We start from the raw sequence: 20,921 nt of genomic DNA, 5'->3' as shown, positions 1-20,921 counted from the left end.
ATAGTCAATTCTGTTGCGTGCCAGCCGCTTCAGCGCCTTGGGCACTTCAGGCCGTCAGAGCCGTCTGCATGCTGGCAAGCCGCGCGCGGACCGAGGTATCGAGCACTTCGTCGCCGACCGTCACGCGCACGCCGCCGATGAGCGACGAGTCGACTTCGACCGTCGGCTTCAGCTTGCGCTTGAATTTGCGTTCGAGACCTGCGACGAGTTCGTTCAACTGCGCGCCTTCGAGCGGGAATGCGCTGACGATCAGCACATCTGCCGCCCCTTCGCGGGCGTTCTTCAACTCTTCGAACTGCGTGGCGATTTCCGGCAGCAATTGCAGACGATGGTTATCGACCAGCATTTGCACCAGATTCTTCGCTTGCGCATTGTCCTTGAGCGGCGACTTGACCGCGGACAGCAGCAGATCGCTGACCTGTGCGCGGCTCACTTTCGGGCTCGAGGCGATCGACAGCACTTCGGGCAGACGCGCAACCTGTGCCAGCTCCTGCACGAGCGTGGACCAGGCGGCGATGTCACCAGCTTCGGCCACGCCAAACAGCGCTTCTGCGTACGGACGGGCGATGGTTGCAAGTTCGGCCATGATCAGAGCTCGGCTTTCAGTTGATTCAGCAGGTCAGCGTGAGCTGCCTGGTCGACTTCGCGCTTCAGGATCTGTTCAGCGCCTTTCACTGCCAGCGCGGCAACTTCGCCGCGCAGCGTTTCGCGGGCCTTCACGACTTGCTGTTCCGCGTCGGCCTTCGCTTGCGCGATGATGCGAGCGGCTTCAGCTTGTGCTTGAGCCTTGATTTCGTCGGCGACTGTCACTGCGCGCTTTTCTGCCTCAGCAATACGTTGCTGACCGTCGTTGCGTGCCTGAGCCAGTTCCTGGTCGACGCGCTTGTGGGCGGCTTCGAGTTCAGCCTTGCCCTTTTCAGCGGCAGACAAACCGTCAGCAATCTTCTTTGAGCGCTCGTCGAGGGCGTTGATCAACGGCGGCCACACGAACTTCATCGTGAACCACGCGAGGATCAGGAACACGACCATTTGCGCAAACAGGGTTGCGTTGAGATTCACGGTGTTTCCTTAAACGTTGCTAGTTCGGAAAGTGAAACGGCAAGGCGCTCATCGATTCTGTATTCGATCAGCGCCCAAGTGCCCGTTCCGCCCTGCGCCTTTACCAGTTATAGCTCAGGCGCAAACTTCCGAGGAACCTCAGCCTGCCAGCTTCGACAGCAGCGGGTTCGCGAACGCGAACAGCATTGCCACACCAACGCCAATCAGGAACGCAGCATCGATCAGACCAGCCAGCAGGAACATCTTGGTTTGCAGCGGGTTCATCAGTTCCGGTTGACGAGCACATGCTTCGATGTACTTGCCACCCATCAGGCCGATACCGATACAGGCGCCGATTGCACCCAGGCCGATGATGATGCCGATACCGATGGCGGTCAGACCCTGGATGTTGGCGATGAAAGCTTGCATGATCACTCCTTTGTGAAAAGTCTTTTAGAACTGGTTGGAACTGGGATTTAATAAAAACAAAACTAAAACAATTCGTCGTTCGACACGCCGTGATTAGTGGCTGTCGTGTGCCTGTCCGATGTACACCAGCGTCAGCATCATGAAAATGAACGCTTGCAGCAGAACGATCAGGATGTGGAAGATCGCCCAGACCGTGCCTGCAATGACGTGGCCGATAAAGCCGAGCACTGACGCGTCCGCGCCGAAACCCCACATGCTGCCGAGGAGAGCAATCAGCAGGAACAACAGCTCGCCCGCGTACATGTTGCCGAACAGCCGCATGCCGAGCGAAACCGTCTTTGCGACGAACTCGATGATGTTCAATGCAAGGTTCGGGATCCACAGCAGCGGATGCGCGCCGAACGGAGCCGACAGCAGTTCATGCACGAAGCCGCCTGCGCCCTTGATCTTGAAGTTGTAGTAAATCATCAGCGCGAACACGCCGAGTGCGATACCGAGCGTACCGTTCAGGTCGGCCGTCGGCACGATGCGATGGTGGGGGATGGCTTCCGACAAACCCAGCCAGCCGATTACGCGGCCCGGCAGATCGACGGGGATGAAGTCGAGCGAGTTCATCAACGCGACCCAGACGAACACGGTCAGTGCCAGCGGTGCAATGAAGGTACGCGTGCCGTGGATCATCGACTTCGATTGATCTTCGACCATCTCGACCAGCATTTCGATCGCGCACTGGAAACGACCCGGCACGCCGGACGTCGCCTTGCGAGCCGCCAGATGCAGGATGGCGATCGTGGCCAGACCGCAAACGATCGACCAGAAAAGGGTGTCCAGATTCCACACGTGAATGTCGAAAATCGACGTCTGGTGCGCGGTGGAAAAGTTCTGCAAGTGGTGCGCGATGTACTCGGACGGATCCAGAGCGCGCGTGCCTTCGCTAGCTGCCATATCGTTAATGCCACCCAAATTGTCGAAAATCGTCTTAGGCCGTTCCCGCCGCAATTCTGTATTGCGGGAACACGCCGGGTGCGGATCGTGTCATATCCGCACTCCTTACGCCAGCGCTGCGCGCCAGCCTGAATTTTGTGTTGCTACTCTCTGCTCCTACCTTAGCGCCACGCGAGGGCGATCCAGTAGGTCTTGAGCGCGATGAGGTAAGTCACGAGCAGCGGCACCCAGCGTACGTCGTGATACCAGAAGGCGATGGCTACAAACATCGCGATCGTTGTCCCCATCTTGAGCGCTTCGCCGATCATCCAGCTCATCGCTGTTTCGGCGCCGCTCAGCGTTCTAAGACGTGCCGCGAACAACGCGCTCGGCACCCAGCAAATCGCTCCCCCCAGGAACGCGGACAGCGCAGCAGCGCCCGGCGGCTTGTAGAACAGCCACCACACCAGCGTAGCACCCAGGGACAAAACCATTTGCGCCACCACGACCTTGAAAGGCGTGACGCGCGATGGACGACTCACATTCGGGCCAAACAGCTTTTCGGCCTCGACCCGCGTGAGCGGAACGATATTGTTATCTTGTTGCTCGACATCCCACGCATCGTCAGTTGTAACGTGCTGACCGGTGGACGCATCGGAAACGGTGCGTTCAGCGCGGTGGTCGTCACGCCCATTCTTCGGCGCTTGATTCGACGTTTTAACCGCCATCGCAGTGTTCCGAAAGTCTTGTTCCAGCCCGCGAGCTTACGCTGCGCTTACGGGGTTGCCGTGCAATTAAATCCGGGCGATTGTAAGCGATAGTTGCAGGCAATTCAAGACTTTAGGCCGTTCAATAACCAGCATGAAAACGGCCGCCACGATGCGGGACCGCGATCTCGGGCGGTGTGTACACGGCAAATGTAAGGCGGTCGGGGGATGGCAAAACATGCGCGATGAATCAGGTCGCTTGAAGCGCGTGGATGTGTCGTTTCGACGCTGCTACGGACGTCTCAAAAATGCAACAGACGATGTTTTTTACCACCTTTGGTAGACATGAAGGACGGCGCCGGGTAGAAGCGCAACGGCGACTGCAGGCCGTGGTCCTTCCTATGGTGACCAAACATCACCGGAGGCCACCCTCGGTCCTGACGGTCGACGCAACGTGCAGTCAGGCGCCTGCCACTTCATGCCGATCCCGCCCTGCCCTCGCACCTTAACAATCCCCGCGTTGGCACCTAACACCCGCTGCCGAATCCGGGCACGTGAAAGGACGGAGCATGCGGAACCCGTTGCAACATCGCAGCAGTAAGGCCAAGCCTGCACGAGCAGCTCAACTCACCGCACAACCCGGCCTCGTCTGCGTCACCACGGAAATATCCGCAGAAGCTGATACATCGCAATCCTTATTATTACACGCGACATATAGTTAGGTATCCAACTGGTATCCACATGGGCTATCGGTCGAACAGGGAGACCATCAAACGAGCCATGTTTGCGGCGGATACGACCGCTGCCCCACCGCTACCGCCGAAAAACACACCAGGCGCGCCAAACGGCTTGCGAGCGAGAGGCGAGAACCGACAACCACCCCCAGCCAGCCCGCAAGCATGCTCAACATCCCTCAACAATCAACCCGCCACGATCAGGCCGTAGCGTTACCACGCAACCGGACGAGAATCCCTTCTAACGCGTCCAGATCGCCGAAGTCCACCAGCACCTGACCACGGCCGCGTCGGCCGAGCTTGATCTTAACCGTTGCGGCGAGCAGATCGGACAATTCCTCCTCAAGCCGTCGCGTATCGCGGCCGCCGTCCTGATTCGCTCGCGCTTTGACCGCAGGCGCAACCTTGGTCGTCGTCGTCACCAGTTTTTCGGTTTCGCGTACCGACATACGCTTGTTGACGACCTGGTTGGCCAACGTGATCTGCGTCGCGGCATCGACGGCCAGCAGCGCGCGCGCATGCCCCATGTCGAGGTCACCGGCCAGCAGCATCGTCTGCACCGGCGACGCCAGATTCAGCAAACGCAGCAAGTTCGATACAGCACTGCGCGAACGACCAACCGATTCGGCCGCCTGTTCGTGCGTGAAATTGAACTCGTCGAGCAAGCGCTGAATACCCTGCGCTTCTTCCAGCGGATTCAGATCTTCGCGCTGAATATTCTCAATCAACGCCATCGCAGCGGCGGCCTGGTCCGGCACGTCCCTCACCAGCACCGGCACCTCATTCAGACCGGCGATGCGTGCCGCGCGGAAGCGCCGCTCGCCGGCGATGATCTCGTACCTATCCGCCGATACCGGCCGCACCAGGATAGGCTGCATGAGCCCCTGAGCACGGATGCTGGCGGCCAATTCCTGCAACGCGCCTTCGTCCATGCGCGTGCGCGGCTGGTACTTGCCGGCCTGCAGCTTACTGAGCGGCAGCACGTTCGGCGCACCCTCGATCACGACGGCCTCGGTAATATCCGCACTGCCACCCAGCAGTGCTTCCAGACCCCGGCCCAACCCTTTCTTTCTTGCTACTGCGTTCATCGTGCTTCCTCGATCCGCTTAGGACGCCTGGGGCGCGTCATTCAATGTGCGCACCCGCTCAATCATCTCTGCACCGAACTGCACATACGCCTGCGCACCGCGCGAGGCCTTATCGAACACGACGCCCGGCAACCCATAGCTAGGCGCCTCGGCAAGGCGCACATTGCGCGGAATCACCACATCGAACACCTTGTCGCCAAAGTGCTCTTTCAGTTGGTCTGAAACTTGCTGTTGCAAGGTGATGCGCGGATCGAACATCACGCGCAGCAGGCCGATCACCTTCAGGTCGCGATTCAGGTTCGCGTGCACCTGCTTGATCGTGTTGACAAGGTCGGACAGCCCCTCAAGCGCGAAGTACTCGCATTGCATCGGGATCACTACGCCATGGGCGGCGCACAGACCATTGAGCGTCAGCAGCGACAAAGCCGGCGGGCAGTCGATCAGCACGAATTCATATTCGCTTTCGACCTCCGCCAAGGCGACTTTCAGTTGACGCTCGCGATGCTGGACGCTGACCAGTTCGACTTCGGCACCCGCCAGTTCACGGTTCGCGGGCACCACGTCGTAGCCGACGGCTTCCGGGCGCACTCGCGCATCCGCCACGGATACGCCGTCCACAAGCACTTCGTAGACGGTATTCGCACACGCAGCCTTGTCGACACCGCTGCCCATCGTGGCGTTGCCCTGCGGGTCCAGATCGATGAGAAGGACTCGCTGTCCCTGCGCTGCCAAGCTCGCGGCCAGATTGACTGCCGTCGTCGTCTTGCCGACGCCGCCCTTCTGGTTCGCAACGCAGAAGATTTTTGCCATCGTTGGTGTGTCCCTTTTGCTGCTTGAATAAAGTAGAAAGCGCTCGTGGTATGCGGTGCGTACCTGGCACCTACTGGAGGCGGCCCTCAGCGGCCCTCGTCCACCCGCACCTTGATCAGATGCCGCTCAGCGTCGAGCGACGGCACATTCAGCCGGATGATCTGTTCCACCTGGGCACCCGCTGGCAGGCGCTCGATTTCACCATCCGGACGCACACCCTTCATCGCCCAGATCGCACCCTGCTCCGCAACGAGATGACGGGCCAGTGTAACGAAATCCGCGAGCTCTGCGAATGCGCGCGACACGATTACGTCGAACTTTGCCGGTACTTCGGCGCCCGACCGCAAAGTCTCGACCCGGCCCGTGACAACCGACAGATTCGCAAGGCCGAGCTCCGCTTTGGCTTGGGCCTGAAAAGCCGTCTTCTTGTGCACGATGTCGTTCACGGTGACGGTCCACTCAGGCAGGACGATGGCCAGCACGATGCCAGGCAAGCCGCCACCGGAGCCCACGTCCAGCACCGAAGACGCACCGCGCGTAGCGAGATGCGGCACGATCGAAAGCGAATCCAGGATGTGCTGGATAAGCATCTGCCGCGGATCGCGAATCGCCGTCAGGTTGTAGACGGCATTCCATTTGGACAGCAGCGCAACGTAGTCGAGCAGTTTGCCGAGCTGCGCGTCGCTGAGATCGAGGCCGAGCTCTCGGACGCCGTCCGCTAACAGCGGCGCCAATGCCTCACTAGTGCTTCCCTTCTGACCCACCGTCATTGCACCACCGGCGTGTTGTCGGTGCCGGGCTCGGCGGGTTTCGTCGAACGGCGTCCCAAGCCACGCTTGAGGTGGACCATCAGCAAGGAGATCGCCGCCGGTGTAATGCCGGAGATACGCGACGCCTGGCCAATGGTTTCAGGGCGGAATTGCGTCAGCTTCTGACGCGCTTCAAACGACAGTCCCCTTACCTCGGCGTAGTCCAACCCCTCAGGCAAACGCGTGCTTTCGTGCGATTCATTCCGCTCGATCTCATCGGCCTGGCGGTCGATGTAGCCTTGATACTTGATGCCGATCTCGATCTGCTCCTTGATCTGGGCGAGCAGAACGCCGTCTTCAGCCAGCGTCTCACGCGCAGCACATGCACCCTCGCGCAAACCGCAGACACCGTCGTAAGTCACGCCCGGGCGGCGCAGCAGATCGGCCAAACTGTATTCATGGTCGATCGGTTTGCCGAGCAATGCGGTCGCTTCTTCAGCCGGTAACGTCTTGGGATTGACCCACGTCGTACGAAGGCGCTCTGTTTCACGTGAAACAGCATCACGTTTGCGGCTGAATGCGTCCCAACGGACGTCATCGACTACTCCGAGTTCGCGGCCAATCTCCGTTAGACGCATATCGGCGTTGTCTTCGCGCAGACTCAGACGGTATTCGGCTCGACTCGTGAACATGCGATACGGCTCGGACACCCCTTGCGTCACCAGATCATCGACCAGAACACCCAGGTAGGCCTGATCGCGGCGCGGGCACCATGCATCCTTGCCCTGCACGTGCAAGCCGGCGTTGATCCCCGCCAGCAAGCCTTGCGCAGCCGCTTCTTCATAGCCAGTCGTGCCATTGATCTGGCCCGCAAAGAACAGCCCATTGATCACCTTGGTTTCGAGCGATGCCTTCAACCCACGCGGATCGAAGTAGTCGTATTCGATCGCATAGCCCGGCCGCAGGATATGCGCGTGCTCCAGACCACGCATCGAACGCACGAGTTCCAACTGCACGTCGAACGGCAGACTGGTGGAAATCCCGTTGGGATAGAACTCGTTCGTCGTCAGCCCCTCAGGTTCGAGGAAGATCTGATGCGACTCCTTCGATGCGAAACGGTGAATCTTGTCCTCGATCGACGGGCAGTACCGCGGCCCCACCCCTTCGATCACGCCGGTGTACATCGGAGAACGGTCTAGACCACCGCGGATGATGTCGTGCGTGCGCTCATTCGTATGAGTGACCCAGCACGGCACCTGGCGCGGATGCTGCTCGACGCGGCCTAGGAACGAGAAAACCGGCACCGGATCCAGATCGCCCGGCTGTTCTTCGAGCTTCGAAAAGTCAATCGTCCGACCGTCGATGCGCGGCGGCGTCCCGGTCTTCAGGCGGCCTTGCGGCAGCTTCAGCTCCTTTAGACGACCGGACAGCGACACCGCTGCCGGATCGCCAGCACGGCCGCCGGTGTAGTTGTTCAAACCCACGTGAATCTTGCCGTCGAGGAACGTCCCGGCCGTCAGCACGACTGCGCGTGAGCGAAAACGAATTCCCACCTGCGTTACCGCACCGACCACACGATCCCCTTCCACCATCAGATCGTCGACCGCTTGCTGGAACAGCCACAGATTCGGCTGATTCTCCAGCAGATGCCGGATCGCCTGCTTGTACAGCAGACGGTCCGCCTGCGCACGCGTCGCGCGAACGGCAGGCCCCTTCGACGAATTGAGGATGCGGAACTGGATCCCGCCCTCGTCCGTCGCGGCCGCCATCGCACCGCCGAGCGCATCGACCTCCTTCACCAGATGGCCTTTACCAATCCCGCCGATGGACGGGTTGCAGCTCATCTGACCGAGGGTTTCGATGTTATGCGTCAGTAGGAGGGTGGTATTGCCCATGCGTGCCGAGGCCAAGGCGGCCTCAGTGCCCGCATGACCGCCGCCGACGACGATTACGTCAAATTCTGTGGGAAAAAGCATCGCGGATCTCACGCCAGATCGTCGCGTGAGCCTTTCAAAGGAAAATGTATGGGCGAATTATAACGGGTTCGGTTTAGGCCCGAATTTCGACCGAATGCTCAGACAAGAAAAAAGCGGTGTGTTTCACGTGAAACACACCGCTTTGAAGCGCAGCGATCAGAACGAAAATGGAGAACTAAGCCACTTTCTTGGCCAACCCCAGATACGTCTCGATCACGCGCGGATTCTGCGCCAGATCCGCGGCCGGCCCTTCCAGCGCCAACTCTCCGGTTTCAAGCACATAGCCGTAGTCGGAGATCTGCAGCGCAGCGCGTGCGTTTTGCTCGATCAGCAGCGTCGCCACACCCGTCTGCCGCAGCGCACTAATAATGTGGAAAATTTCTTTCACGATCAGCGGCGCGAGACCCAGGCTCGGCTCGTCGAGCATCAACAGATCGGGCTTGCCCATCAAAGCACGGCCCACCGCAAGCATCTGCCGTTCGCCACCGGACAACGTCCCGGCCGCCTGCTTCCGTCGCTCTTTCAAGCGAGGAAAAAGCGTAAAGACCGGCTCGAGCTGATCGAGAAAGTTGCGCTCTCCTGCCCGTTTGCGCCGATACGCACCGAGGACGAGGTTGTCTTCAACAGTCATCGACGCAAACAGCTCGCGCTTTTCCGGCACCAGGCACATGCCGCGCGCGACCCGCTTTTCAACCGGAACCGCGCTGACGTCTTCACCCTGATAGAGGACCGAGCCCTTCGCATGGCCCGTCGTCGGCAATGCGCCCATGATCGCGTTCAGCAACGTGGACTTGCCCGCGCCGTTCGGACCAATCACCGAGACGATCTGACCGGGCCGCACCCTGATTGCCGCGCCGTGCAGCGCTTCGACCTTGCCATAGCGGACCGACAAACCGTTCACGTCGAGAATCGGCGCAGCATCATTCATCGTGTTCTCCATTACTCCACCCCGCCCAGATACGCTTCGAGCACAGCCGGGTCCTGCTGGACATCTTGCGGCAAGCCTTCGGCGATACGCGTGCCGAACTCCATCACCACCAGTCGATCGGTGAGATTCATCACGAAATCCATATCGTGTTCGACCAGCAGCACGCTCATGCCTTCGGCTTTGAGGCGGCGCAGCAAGTCTGCCAATTGCAGTTTTTCCTGGTACCGCAGGCCGGCGGCAGGTTCGTCGAGCAGTAGCAGGGTCGGGTCACAGCACAGCGCGCGAGCAATTTCGAGAATCCGCTGTTGTCCTAGCGCCAGGCTACCCGCCTCGTCATACATATGCTGTTCGAGTCCGACGCGACGAATCTGGCGAGCCGCTTCAGCCATCAAGCGCGCTTCTTCCGCACCGTTCAGGCGCGCGACGCTGCGCCAGACGCCAGCCTGGCCGCGCAGATGCGCGCCGATTGCAACGTTCTCCAAGACCGTCATCCCCGGTAGCAGCTTGACGTGCTGGAACGTTCGGCCAATGCCGCGCTTGACGATTTCACGTGAACTCAGTGAGTCGATACGCTCGCCGCGAAAGGTGATTTCGCCGCTCGTCGCCTGCAGCACGCCCGTCACCAGATTGAAGGTGGTCGATTTGCCGGCGCCGTTCGGGCCGATCAAACCGATGATCTGTCCTGCTTTCACCTCGAAGCTGACATCGTTCACCGCGACCAACCCGCCGAACTGCTTGCGCGCCTTATTCACCGTCAGCAGATCTTCACCTGCGTCCGGCTTGCTGCGTTGCGGCAACGGCTCCGCATGATCCGACAGGTGCGCGCGCGGTCCCTTCGGGAAAAATCGCGCGACAAACGGCCAGACACCCTGCCGAGCGTATTGCAGCAACAGCACCATCAGAATGCCGAACACGATCACTTCGAAGTTGCCGTTCTCGCCGAGCAGCTTCGGCAACAGCGTTTGCAGATAATCCTGCAACACGGTCAGGATCGCCGCACCGAGCACAGCGCCCCAGACATGCGACACGCCCCCCACCACCGCCATGAACAGAAACTCGATGCCGTGGTTCAGACCAAACGGCGTGGGATTCACCGCACGTTGCAGGTGCGCATACAGGAACCCTGAAATCGACGCCAACACCGCGGCATAGACAAAGATCACCACACGCATCCAGCCCGTGTTGACGCCCATCGCTTCGGCCATCATGCCGCCGCCGCGCAAGGCGCGGATCGCCCGCCCTGGCCGGCTATTAAGCAGATTTTGAACAGAAATCACCGCGCCGAGCACCACCACCCAGATCAGGTAATAGATATGGCGGCCGGACTCCAGATTGATACCAAAAACATTCAGCACCGGAATCCCATTGATGCCGTCGTACTTGCCGAGCATCTCCAGGTTGCCGAACAGATAGAACAGCGCGAGCCCCCACGCGATCGTGCCGAGCGGCAGAAAGTGGCCCGATAGCCGCATCGTCACGAGCCCAAGCATCAGCGCAATCAGCGCCGTCACCACCACGCCCGCGATCAGCGCGAGCCATGGCGACACGCCGTACGCCGTCGTCAGATACGCGGTCGCATACGCGCCGATGCCGACGAACGCCGCCTGCCCGAAGCTCGTCATCCCACCGATCCCCGTCAGCAGCACGAGACCGATCGCGACGATCGAATACAGGCCGATGTAGTTGAGCAGCGTCACCCAGTACTCGGGCACATGAATCGGATGTGGCAGAACCGGCAACGCGAACAGCACAACGAGGAACAACCAGAAGAACTTGTTTTGCATGATCCGTTTCATCGTGTCACTCCTCTTCCTCTTCCGAGTGCGGACTGGCCAGACTCCGCCACAACAGCACCGGAATGATCAGCGTGAACACGATCACTTCCTTATAGGCGCTCGCCCAGAACGACGAATACGACTCCAGAAGACCGACGAGGATCGAACCCGCGGCTGCCAGCGGATAGCTGACCAGGCCGCCGATAATCGCGCCCACAAAGCCCTTCAAACCGATCAGGAAGCCCGAGTCGTAGTAGATGGTGGTCAGGGGTGCGACAAGGATGCCGCACAGCGCACCGAGGCCCGCCGCGAGCGTGAACGCGAGGCGCCCCGCTTGCGTCGTGCCGATGCCGACGAGCCGCGCGCCGAGCCGGTTCACGGACGTCGCGCGCAAAGCCTTGCCGGAGATCGAGCGATCGAAGTACAGGTACAGCCCGCCGATCAGCACCACCGCCGTGCCGACCACCCACAGGCTTTGCCCGGAAATCGACAGCGTGCCGAGGTTGAAGGTCGCATCGGAGAACGCCGTGGTGCGCGAGCCTTCCGCACCGAACATCACGAGCCCGAGGCCGACCATCGCAAAGTGCACCGCCACCGCGACGATCAACAGCAACAGCGTGGTCGCCTCCGCGATCGGCTCGTACGCGAGCCGGTAGACGAACGGCCCCATCGGAATCACGATCAGCAGCGTCAGCGCGATCTGCGCGATCATCGGCAGCGGATGCAGGAAAACACCTTGCGTAAGCGCGTACACCGCAATCGGAAACAGCAGATATTTGCCGACCAGCATCACCAGCGTGCGCGCCGCATGCCGGCGTCTTTCGGGATGCCGCACCAGCCCCGCTATCTCGACGACAAAGCATGCCGCGCCCATCGCCATCAACAACCAGCACGTCGCTGGAAATTTTTGTGTCTGCAGTGCGGCGAGCGTCAGCGCGCCGTACGAAACAAACTCGCCCTGCGGGATAAAGATCACCCGCGTCACGGAGAACACCAGCACTAGCGCAAGCGCGAGCAGCGCGTAGATCGCGCCGGTGGTGATGCCGTCCTGCGCGAGGATCGCCGCAATTGATAGATCCATACTTCCTCGTCCTGAAGCGTCGAAGTCAAAACCGGGAACAGTCGTGGCGGCAGAACCCGCGGCCGGCCACTCACCAGCGATGCCTGAAAAAGCGACCGCCGCGCCGGAATACGGCGCAGCGGTCGTTGCCATTGTCATCGAACAGAATGGCAATGCGGCGTCTTGCGCCGCATGTTGCGCGAGAGGCGCGTATCGTTTTTGTTGTTAGTCGTTCAGCAGCTTCCACTTGCCGTCGACGATCTGCACGATCACGCGTGCACGCTTGTCGAGGCCGTTGTGGTCGGTCGTCGTGGTGTTCATGATGCCGTGCGAGACCGGCAGTTCCTTGATGTTTTCCAGTGCACCACGCAGTGCCATACGGAATGCTTCGGTGCCCGGCTGAGCGGTCTTCAACGCGACCGGAATCGCAGCTTGCAGCATCTGGCCGGCGTCCCATGCATGACCGCCGAAGGTCGCCACCGAGCCCGCGCCATACGCTTTCTCATACGCATCCTTGTAGGCTTCAGACGACTTCTTCACCGGATTCGATTCCGGCAGTTGATCCGCCACGAGGATCGGACCGGCCGGCAGGAGTTCGCCTTCGCAATCCTTGCCGCACACGCGCAGGAAGTCGTTGTTGGCGACGCCATGCGTCTGGTAGACCTTGCCCTTGTAGCCGCGCTCCTTGAGCGTCTTGGCCGGCAGCGCCGACGGCGTACCCGCGCCCGCGATCAGCACCGCATCCGGGTTCGCGCCCATCGTCTTCAGCACCTGGCCGGTCACCGAGGCATCGGTGCGGTTAAAGCGTTCATTGGAGACGATCTTCAGATGATGTGCCGCGGCCGCCGCAGTGAAGACGTTGTTCCAGCCGTCGCCGTACGCATCAGCAAAGCCGATGAAGCCGACCGTCTTCACGCCGTGACGCTCCATGTAGTCGGCGATCGCGTCAGCCATCAGGCTGTCGTTTTGCGGCGGTTTGAAGGCCCATGTGCGCTTGGCGTCCATCGGCGAGATGATCGCGGCCGATGCCGCCAGCGAGATCATCGGCGTCTTGCCTTCGGACGCTGCGTCGAGCATCGCCAGCGAATTCGGCGTGACGGTCGAACCGACGATGGCGTCGACGTGGTCTTCGTCGATCAGCTTGCGCGTGTTCTGCACGGCCTTGCCGGTGTCCGATCCATCGTCGAGGATGATGTATTGCACCGTCTTGCCGCCGATCTCTTTCGGCAGCAGCGCGATCGTGTTCTTCTCAGGAATCCCGAGCGACGCGGCCGGTCCCGTGGTGGACAGCGTGACGCCGATTTTCACCTGCGCGAAGGCAGCGCCCGCGCCGCACATCAACGCCATCGCGATACCGGTGCGTACCCACTGCTTTGTCTTTTTCATGCAAGTCTCCAAACGCTTTGAAGCGCGTATCTGTAATCCGGCGCACGGGCCGGGTGTCTGAATCTAGTTATAGGGTTCTGGCATGCCAAGCATGGTTTTCCCTGCTCAATATCAATGCCGTCGCCGCTCTGGTGCCACTCCCCTGCTGCGAACCACTGTTGCGATTTCCAATGCCCGAAACACTAACATGTTAGTAGTATTGCGTTCTGCATCATTCACGGTCAATAGACTGTCGCCCGAATGCGGGTTTGTCCTGAAACGAGCCGCTTAGGCCGCGCTTCGACCACGTTTTCATCTCCGATCCTTCGCTTGTCCAACACACTTCAAGCACCGCCACTCATCAAATGCGGGCAATAAAAAAGACGCGTCAACTGCACGCGTCCTTTTGAGTAGGTTCCGTATCGCTTCGCCTTCGCTCAGTCGCCGGACAGCTTCCACTTGCCGCCAGCGATCTCCACCATCACACGCGCCCGCTGGTCAAGACCAGCGCGGTCGTTCACGCTCATGTTGAAGATGCCGTGGGAAGCAGGCATGTCTTTCGTGTTTTCGAGTGCCGCACGCAGCGCTTCGCGGAACGCAGGCGTGCCCGGCTGACCTTTCTTCAGCGCAAGCGGGATCGCGCGTTGCAACAGCAAGCCTGCATCCCATGCGTGACCGCCGAATGTCGACACCGAACCGGCGCCGTACGCAGCTTCATACGCATGCTTGTACGCGAGCGCAGTCTTCTTCACCGGGTTCGAATCGGGCAACTGATCAGCAACCAGCAGCGGACCAGCCGGCAGATAGGTGCCTTCGCAATCCTTGCCGCACACGCGCAGGAAGTCGTTATTGGCGACGCCGTGCGTCTGATAGTACTTGCCCTTGTAGCCGCGTTCCTTGAGGGTTTTCTGCGGCAACGCGGCCGGTGTGCCCGCGCCGGCGATCAGCACCGCATCCGGGTTCTGCGACATGATCTTCAGCACCTGGCCGGTCACCGAAGCATCGTTGCGCGCAAAGCGTTCGTTCGCGACGATCTTGATCTTCGCGAGATCGGCAGCCTTGCCGAATTCCTTGAACCAGCTCTCGCCGTACGCATCTGCAAAGCCGACAAAGCCGACCGTCTTCACACCGTGATTCGACATATGCTGCGCGATCGCGGTGGCCATCAGAATGTCGTTTTGCGGCGTCTTGAAGACCCACGCGCGCTTCGCATCCATCGGTTCAACGATGCTCGCCGCGGCGGCCATGGAGATCATCGGTGTGGTGCTTTCGGCGGCGACGTCGATCATGGCCAGCGAGTTCGGCACGACGGTCGAGCCGATCAACGCATCCACATGATCTTCGCTGGTGAGCTTGCGCGCGTTCTTGACGGCCTGGGTCGAATCCGTGGCGTCGTCGAGTACGATGTAGTCGATTTTCTGCCCTGCCACTTCTTTAGGCAGCAGCGCGATCGTGTTCTTTTCCGGAATACCGAGCGACGCAGCCGGCCCCGTTGCCGACACCGTGACGCCGATTTTCACGTCCGCGAATGCGTGGCCACTCCATGCCGCGGATACCCCGGTGGCGACTAGTGCCGCGCTCATCCAACGCAATGCCGACTTCATCCCGCTCCTCTATCTACCGCGTTATTCATTTGAATTTAAATCCGCAGATTCAAATCACCGACCGATCGGTCGGTGAATGGCAAGTTTAGCGGACGAAAGCCCCGTGCTGCAAGCATTTTGCAGGGTAATGGCAGATGAAATTCGGGGTGGCTCGGCGAACAAAAAAGGGGCACCGAATTAGCGGAGGAATTGAATGGCGAATAACGAAAAGCACAAATAAAAAGCGCTGTTGGATATCAATCCAACAGCGCTTTCGTCTGGGCACTGAGTGCCTCATTGTCTCCTCGTTCTCCACCTGCAAAATTCGTGGTGCATCAGAACTGCATGAAGATTAAACGAGCACCCTCCCCCTTACAACTAGCAATTACCCTAGTGGTGCACTGCGGCACAAATGTGGGGCACGTTTTGTGCCGATTTAGCGCGAGCCCGACCCGCGCGCAACGCAAGATCCAGTCTGGCCGACTTCACGAGCGCCGAATTATATCGGATGCCAAAGCAATTTAAAATTCAGTGCCGCTCCAGTGCCGTTTCAGGCCCGCAATGGCCGCACTCTCGCGATGATCTCACCGACAATACCGCGCCGGAACGCCAGCACGCAGGCAATGAAAATTACGCCTGTCACGATGGTCACGGATTCGCCCAGCGAGCGGAACCATTCGACGCCCGTCGACGATGCCAGGGCCGTGCCGATATCGCCGAGCCGGTCTTCGAGCGCAACGATCAGCGCCGCGCCGAGCAGCGGCCCGAACAGCGTCCCCATGCCGCCGACGAGCGTCATCAGGATCACGAGACCCGACATGGTCCAGTACGCGTCGCTCAGCGTCTCGAAGCCCTGCACCAGTACCTTGAGCGAGCCCGCCAAACCGGCGATCCCAGCGGACAGAATGAACGCCAGCAGTTTGAAGCGATCGGTATCGTAACCGAGCGACACGGCACGCGGCTCGTTCTCCTTGATCGCTACCAGCACCTGCCCGAACGGCGAGTGCACGATCCGCACGATCAGCAGGAATGCCAGCACCATCACGGCCAGCACGACAAAGTACAGCGTCACGTCCGACGAGAGATCCAGCAAGCCGAACAGCTTGCCGCGCGGCACGCCTTGCAGGCCGTCCTCGCCGTGCGTGAACGGCGCCTGCAGGAACACGAAGTAGACCATCTGCGCGAGCGCCAGCGTCACCATTGCAAAGTAGATGCCCTGCCGGCGGATCGCGAACAGCCCGACCACCAGCCCAAGCAACGTTGCCGTGGCGGTGCCGGCCACCACGCCGAGCTCCGGAGAGAAGCCAAGCGTCTGCATCGCATAACCGGTAACGTAACCGGCCGAGGCGAGAAACATTGCGTGACCGAACGAGAGCAGACCCGTGTAGCCAATCAGCAGATTGAAGGCCGCCGCGAACAACGCGAAGCACAGCACCTTCATGACGAAGAGCGGATAGATGCCGAGCACGGGCACCGCGAGAAGCGCGATCAGCAGCAGACCGTAAAGCACTTTTCTCTGCATCATTTTTCCTTGCCGAAGAGACCCGCCGGGCGCACCAGCAACACGAGCGCCATGATCACGAAGACGACGGTCGCCGACGCTTCCGGGTAAAACACACGCGTCAGCCCTTCGATCACGCCAAGCAGCAGGCCGGTCAGGATCGAGCCCATGATCGAACCCATGCCGCCGATCACGACCACCGCGAACACGGTGATGATCATCGGCTGGCCCATCAACGGCGAGACCTGAATCACCGGCGCGGCAAGCACGCCGGCGAACGCAGCCAGCGCGACGCCGAAGCCATAGGTGAGCGTGATCATCAACGGCACGTTGACACCGAACGCCTCGACCAGCTTCGGGTTCTCGGTGCCCGCGCGCAAGTAAGCGCCGAGGCGCGTCTTCTCGATCACGAACCACGTGGCGAAGCAGACCACGAGCGACGCCACCACCACCCACGCGCGATAGTTCGGCAGGAACATGAAGCCGAGATCGGTTGCGCCGGAGAGCGCCGACGGCACGTCGTATGGCTGGCCGGATGAACCATAGATCGACCGGAACACGCCTTCGACAACCAACGTAAGCCCGAAAGTGAGCAGCAGCCCATATAGATGATCGAGCTTGTACAGCCAGCGCAGCATCGAGCGTTCGATCACGATGCCGAACACGCCGACAATCAGCGGCGCGAGCACCAGCATCACCCAGTACGGCAGGCCGAAATACGACAGGCCCATCCACGCGAGCATCGCGCCGAGCATGAACAACGCGCCGTGCGCGAAATTGATCACGTTAAGCAAGCCGAAGATCACCGCCAGACCCAGGCTCAGAATCGCGTAGAACGAGCCGTTCACGAGCCCCAGCAGCAACTGGCTCAGCATCGCCGGTAGCGGAACGCCAAAGATTTCCATTGAAGCCTTAATCCCTTAAGCCATCGTCCGGGTGAGATCGGTTACGTACGATCCCGCCGGCGTGCGACCGGCGAGCCATCCGCCCGACCGCGCGCGGCATATGAAGCAGCTTGCCGTCAGTCTGTGTACCAAAACGGCGCTATGTATTTCCCGCCAGGCAAAGCAGACAGACGGTCATCTGGTTACCAACCTGCACTCATTTCCACATCGCGCAGCGCGTCTCTGCCTTGGTTGTGAACGCCTGCTCGCCAGGAATCGTCGCAGTGATCTTGTAGTAGTCCCACGGCTCTTTGGATTCGGCCGGCGTCTTCACCTGCATCAGGTACATATCGTGGATCATGCTGCCGTCCTGACGGATGTAGCCCTTCGCGTAGAAGTCGTCGATCTTGGCCTTCTTCAGTTGTGCCATCACCTTGTCGGAGTCGGTCGAGCCGACTGCCTGCACGGCCTTCAGGTAAGTCATGGTCGCCGAATAGTCGGCGGCCTGCAGGCTGGACGGCATCTTCCTCATCTTGTCGAAATAGCGCCGCGCCCACGCGCGCGTGGTGGCGTCCTTGTTCCAGTACCAGCTATCCGTCAGCACCAGGCCCTGGGTCGTTTCCAGACCCAGACTGTGGACGTCGTCGATAAACATCAGCAGTGCGGCCAGCTTCATCGTCTTCGTGATGCCGAATTCCTTGGCGGCCTTGATCGAGTTGATCGTGTCGCCGCCCGCGTTGGCGAGGCCGAGGATCTGCGCCTTCGAAGCTTGCGCCTGCAACAGGAACGACGAGAAATCCGATGCCGAAAGCGGATGACGCACGGTACCCAGCACCTGGCCGCCGTTGGCCTTCACCACATCCGACGTATTCTTTTCGAGTGCCTTGCCGAACGCGTAGTCAGCAGTCAGGAAGTACCACGTCTTGCCACCCTGCTTCGTCACCGCCGAACCGGTGCCCTTGGCGAGCGCCGTCGTGTCGTATGCATAGTGGATCGTGTACGGCGTGCATTGCTCGTTGGTCAGGGTATCGGCGCCTGCACCGATGCTGATATAGACCTTGTGCTTCTCACCGGCCACCGTATTCATCGACAGCCCGGTTGCCGAATTCGTGCCGCCGATCAGCAGATCGACGCCATCCCGATCGAACCATTCGCGCGCCCGCGACGCCGCGATGTCGGCCTTGTTCTGGTGATCGGCATAGACCACCGAGATCGGCTTGCCGTTGACCTTGCCGCCGAAGTCGGCCACGGCCATGCGGATCGCTTCGAGACCGCCCTGGCCATCAATATCCGCATACAGACCCGACATGTCGGTGATGAAGCCGATCTTCACGGCATCGTCAGCGGCCTGCGCGCTGCCCATCGTCAACGCGGCGCCGGCGGCAACCGCGAAACATAGTGTGGCAAGTCGCGCGAGTGGGTTCTTTTTCATTCCTGTCTCCTGGTTTCTTCGCTTGTGGTTATCAGAGGCAATCGGACGTTTCTCGTTACTTTCTGTCTATACGCCCAGTAGGTCGTGCAGTACGGGCATCTTGCTTTCGAGCTCAGCGGCCTCGAAGTGCTCGACGATCGCACCATGCTCCATCACGTAGAAGCGATCGGCGAGTGGCGCGGCAAAGCGGAAATTCTGTTCGACCATCACGACCGTGTAGCCGCGCTCCTTGAGCGTCATGATCATGCGAGCGAGCGCTTGCACGATGACTGGCGCCAAGCCTTCCGAGATTTCGTCGAGCAGCAGCAAACTCGCGCCGGTGCGCAGAATGCGCGCGACCGCCAGCATCTGCTGCTCGCCACCCGAGAGCCGCGTGCCCTGGCTCATGCGGCGCTCCTGCAGATTCGGAAACATCGAATAGATCTCTTCGAGCGACATCATGTGCGCCTTGTCGCCGACGGGCGGTGGCAACAGCAGGTTTTCCTCACACGAGAGGCTCGAGAAAATCCCGCGCTCTTCCGGGCAGTAACCGATGCCGCAATGCGCGATGCGATGTGTGGGCAGGTTGATGGTTTCGCGTCCGCCGATGCGGATCGAGCCGGTGCGCCGGCCGGTCAGCCCCATGATCGCGCGCAGTGTGGTGGTGCGCCCCGCGCCGTTACGGCCCAGCAGCGTGACGACTTCGCCGCGGTTCACCGTCAGATCGACGCCATGCAGGATATGGGACTCCCCGTACCATGCCTGCAAACCCGTGATTTCCAGCGCGGGGGCACCGCCAGCCGTGTCGCTCACTTCGAGACTTTCGCGCTCGGCAATCGTATTCATGCGTGGGCTCCGGCGAGCGCCGCGTCGGCGCTGCCCATATAGGCTTGCATCACGAGCGGATTCTTCGACACTTCGGCATAGCTGCCTTCTGCGAGCACTTCGCCTCGTTGCAGCACGGTGATGGTGTCGGAGATGCCGGCGATCACGTTCATGTTGTGCTCGACCATCAGGATCGTGCGGCCGCTCGATACTTTCTTGATCAAGGCCGTGACGCGATCGACGTCTTCATGGCCCATGCCTTGCGTCGGTTCGTCGAGCAGCATCAACTCGGGCTCCATCGCGAGCGTGGTGGCGATTTCAAGCGCGCGCTTGCGGCCGTAGGACAGTTCTACCGTGAGCACGTCGGCGAAATCGGTCAATCCGACCTGGGTGAGCAAGTCCATTGCCCGATCGTCGAGTTGGCGCAGCGTGCGTTCGCTCTTCCAGAAGTGAAATGCCGTGCCGAGCACGCGCTGCAAACCGATGCGCACGTTCTGCAATGCTGTCAGATGCGGAAATACAGCAGAAATCTGGAACGAGCGGATGATGCCGCGCCGGGCGATTTGCGCGGGACGTTCACTGGTGATGTCGATTCCGTTGAACACGATCTGGCCCGCGGTCGGTTCAAGGAATTTGGTGAGCAGATTGAAGCAGGTGGTCTTGCCTGCCCCATTAGGGCCGATCAGCGCATGGATCGAGCCACGGCGCACGCGCAGGTTCACCCCGTTCACGGCGATGAAGCCTTTGAACTCGCGGGTGAGGCCGCGCGTTTCGAGAATCGTATCGCCGAGAATCATGTTCCCTTCCATACGGAGTAAGGCGAAGCATTACGATCTTCCGCGCGAACGGCTGCGCGACTTTTATATGACGGCGGCACCCCGTGCCGCTCATTGGCGTACTGCACCAATCCGGACGGTAATCCATGGGCGGCACGCAGCATGGCTGCCATTGTCGCGCCAATGATGCAGCGCATTCATTGGGATTTGCACTTAGTGGATGACGACTGTTTGAAGCGGGCCCGAGGCGTGCTCAAGCGGCACGTCACCCTTGCTCGGGGCCCGCCTGAAGGATGCGCACGCGATGCGTCAACCTTGCTCGGCACGCGCCAAGGGGATCCGCGAGCGATGCGTCCAT

The 20,921-nt window shown here is 60.5% G+C and carries 19 protein-coding genes; all 19 read right to left on the bottom strand.

The genetic code is table 11. The features are described from left to right. Positions 1–46: 46 nt before the first annotated feature. The 19 genes from M0D67_RS11290 to M0D67_RS11200 all read right to left on the bottom strand — a co-directional run bounded on the left by M0D67_RS11290 (position 47) and on the right by M0D67_RS11200 (position 20,584). A complete protein-coding gene (locus tag M0D67_RS11290; RefSeq protein ID WP_054038574.1) occupies positions 47–586 on the bottom strand; it encodes a F0F1 ATP synthase subunit delta in 540 nt (179 codons plus the stop codon). Between the two features lie 2 nt (positions 587–588). After that, positions 589–1,059 carry a F0F1 ATP synthase subunit B gene (locus M0D67_RS11285; protein ID WP_168435572.1) on the bottom strand — a complete coding sequence of 157 codons (471 nt, stop codon included), beginning with the start codon at positions 1,057–1,059 and terminating at the stop codon, positions 589–591. A gap of 138 nt (positions 1,060–1,197) precedes the next feature. Further along, complete coding sequence (atpE, locus tag M0D67_RS11280; RefSeq protein WP_007180033.1) at positions 1,198–1,467, bottom strand: F0F1 ATP synthase subunit C; 270 nt, start codon at positions 1,465–1,467, stop codon at positions 1,198–1,200. A 93-nt stretch (positions 1,468–1,560) separates the two neighbouring features. After that, a complete protein-coding gene (gene atpB / locus M0D67_RS11275; protein WP_093634487.1) occupies positions 1,561–2,412 on the bottom strand; it encodes a F0F1 ATP synthase subunit A in 852 nt (283 codons plus the stop codon). A gap of 161 nt (positions 2,413–2,573) precedes the next feature. Further along, entirely contained in the window at positions 2,574–3,119 is a 546-nt protein-coding gene (locus M0D67_RS11270; protein ID WP_154558725.1) for an ATP synthase subunit I, read from the bottom strand. Between the two features lie 913 nt (positions 3,120–4,032). Further along, positions 4,033–4,920 (bottom strand): ParB/RepB/Spo0J family partition protein, encoded by an 888-nt coding sequence (locus tag M0D67_RS11265; RefSeq protein ID WP_154558726.1) that lies wholly within the window; start codon positions 4,918–4,920, stop codon positions 4,033–4,035. Between the two features lie 18 nt (positions 4,921–4,938). Continuing rightward, positions 4,939–5,730 carry a ParA family protein gene (locus M0D67_RS11260; RefSeq protein ID WP_154558727.1) on the bottom strand — a complete coding sequence of 264 codons (792 nt, stop codon included), beginning with the start codon at positions 5,728–5,730 and terminating at the stop codon, positions 4,939–4,941. Between the two features lie 86 nt (positions 5,731–5,816). Beyond that, positions 5,817–6,500 (bottom strand): 16S rRNA (guanine(527)-N(7))-methyltransferase RsmG, encoded by a 684-nt coding sequence (gene rsmG, locus M0D67_RS11255; protein WP_154558728.1) that lies wholly within the window; start codon positions 6,498–6,500, stop codon positions 5,817–5,819. After that, positions 6,497–8,455, bottom strand: coding sequence for a tRNA uridine-5-carboxymethylaminomethyl(34) synthesis enzyme MnmG (gene mnmG, locus M0D67_RS11250; RefSeq protein ID WP_266238848.1), 1,959 nt, complete (start codon positions 8,453–8,455; stop codon positions 6,497–6,499). Before mnmG ends, rsmG begins: the two co-directional genes overlap by 4 nt. 175 nt (positions 8,456–8,630) lie before the next feature. Continuing rightward, the gene (locus M0D67_RS11245; protein ID WP_154558730.1) at positions 8,631–9,383 is read right to left on the bottom strand and encodes an ABC transporter ATP-binding protein; all 753 of its coding nucleotides are present in this window, start codon (positions 9,381–9,383) and stop codon (positions 8,631–8,633) included. An 11-nt stretch (positions 9,384–9,394) separates the two neighbouring features. After that, the gene (locus M0D67_RS11240; RefSeq protein ID WP_154558731.1) at positions 9,395–11,179 is read right to left on the bottom strand and encodes an ATP-binding cassette domain-containing protein; all 1,785 of its coding nucleotides are present in this window, start codon (positions 11,177–11,179) and stop codon (positions 9,395–9,397) included. Between the two features lie 4 nt (positions 11,180–11,183). Next, the gene (locus M0D67_RS11235) at positions 11,184–12,239 is read right to left on the bottom strand and encodes a branched-chain amino acid ABC transporter permease (RefSeq protein WP_054038592.1); all 1,056 of its coding nucleotides are present in this window, start codon (positions 12,237–12,239) and stop codon (positions 11,184–11,186) included. 204 nt (positions 12,240–12,443) lie between these two features. Continuing rightward, on the bottom strand, positions 12,444–13,604 hold the full coding sequence (locus tag M0D67_RS11230) for an ABC transporter substrate-binding protein (protein ID WP_154558732.1): 1,161 nt from the start codon (positions 13,602–13,604) through the stop codon (positions 12,444–12,446). Between the two features lie 416 nt (positions 13,605–14,020). Then, on the bottom strand, positions 14,021–15,187 hold the full coding sequence (locus M0D67_RS11225) for an ABC transporter substrate-binding protein (protein ID WP_171925293.1): 1,167 nt from the start codon (positions 15,185–15,187) through the stop codon (positions 14,021–14,023). 529 nt (positions 15,188–15,716) lie between these two features. Continuing rightward, positions 15,717–16,688, bottom strand: a complete 972-nt coding sequence (locus M0D67_RS11220) for a branched-chain amino acid ABC transporter permease (RefSeq protein ID WP_154558734.1) — start codon at positions 16,686–16,688, stop codon at positions 15,717–15,719. Further along, a complete protein-coding gene (locus tag M0D67_RS11215; RefSeq protein ID WP_054038594.1) occupies positions 16,688–17,572 on the bottom strand; it encodes a branched-chain amino acid ABC transporter permease in 885 nt (294 codons plus the stop codon). The genes M0D67_RS11220 and M0D67_RS11215 overlap by 1 nt, the downstream gene beginning before the upstream one ends. A gap of 196 nt (positions 17,573–17,768) precedes the next feature. Beyond that, a complete protein-coding gene (locus tag M0D67_RS11210; RefSeq protein WP_154558735.1) occupies positions 17,769–18,983 on the bottom strand; it encodes an ABC transporter substrate-binding protein in 1,215 nt (404 codons plus the stop codon). A gap of 66 nt (positions 18,984–19,049) precedes the next feature. Continuing rightward, positions 19,050–19,808 carry an ABC transporter ATP-binding protein gene (locus tag M0D67_RS11205; RefSeq protein WP_154558736.1) on the bottom strand — a complete coding sequence of 253 codons (759 nt, stop codon included), beginning with the start codon at positions 19,806–19,808 and terminating at the stop codon, positions 19,050–19,052. Continuing rightward, the gene (locus tag M0D67_RS11200; protein ID WP_054038612.1) at positions 19,805–20,584 is read right to left on the bottom strand and encodes an ABC transporter ATP-binding protein; all 780 of its coding nucleotides are present in this window, start codon (positions 20,582–20,584) and stop codon (positions 19,805–19,807) included. Before M0D67_RS11200 ends, M0D67_RS11205 begins: the two co-directional genes overlap by 4 nt. Between the last annotated feature and the right edge of the window lie 337 nt (positions 20,585–20,921).

The organism is Paraburkholderia sp. SECH4 (genome assembly GCF_030511745.1).
GTDB lineage: Bacteria > Pseudomonadota > Gammaproteobacteria > Burkholderiales > Burkholderiaceae > Paraburkholderia > Paraburkholderia madseniana.
The sequence above is the reverse complement of the archived record's forward strand: the minus strand, read 5'-3'. Positions and strand labels throughout refer to the sequence as shown.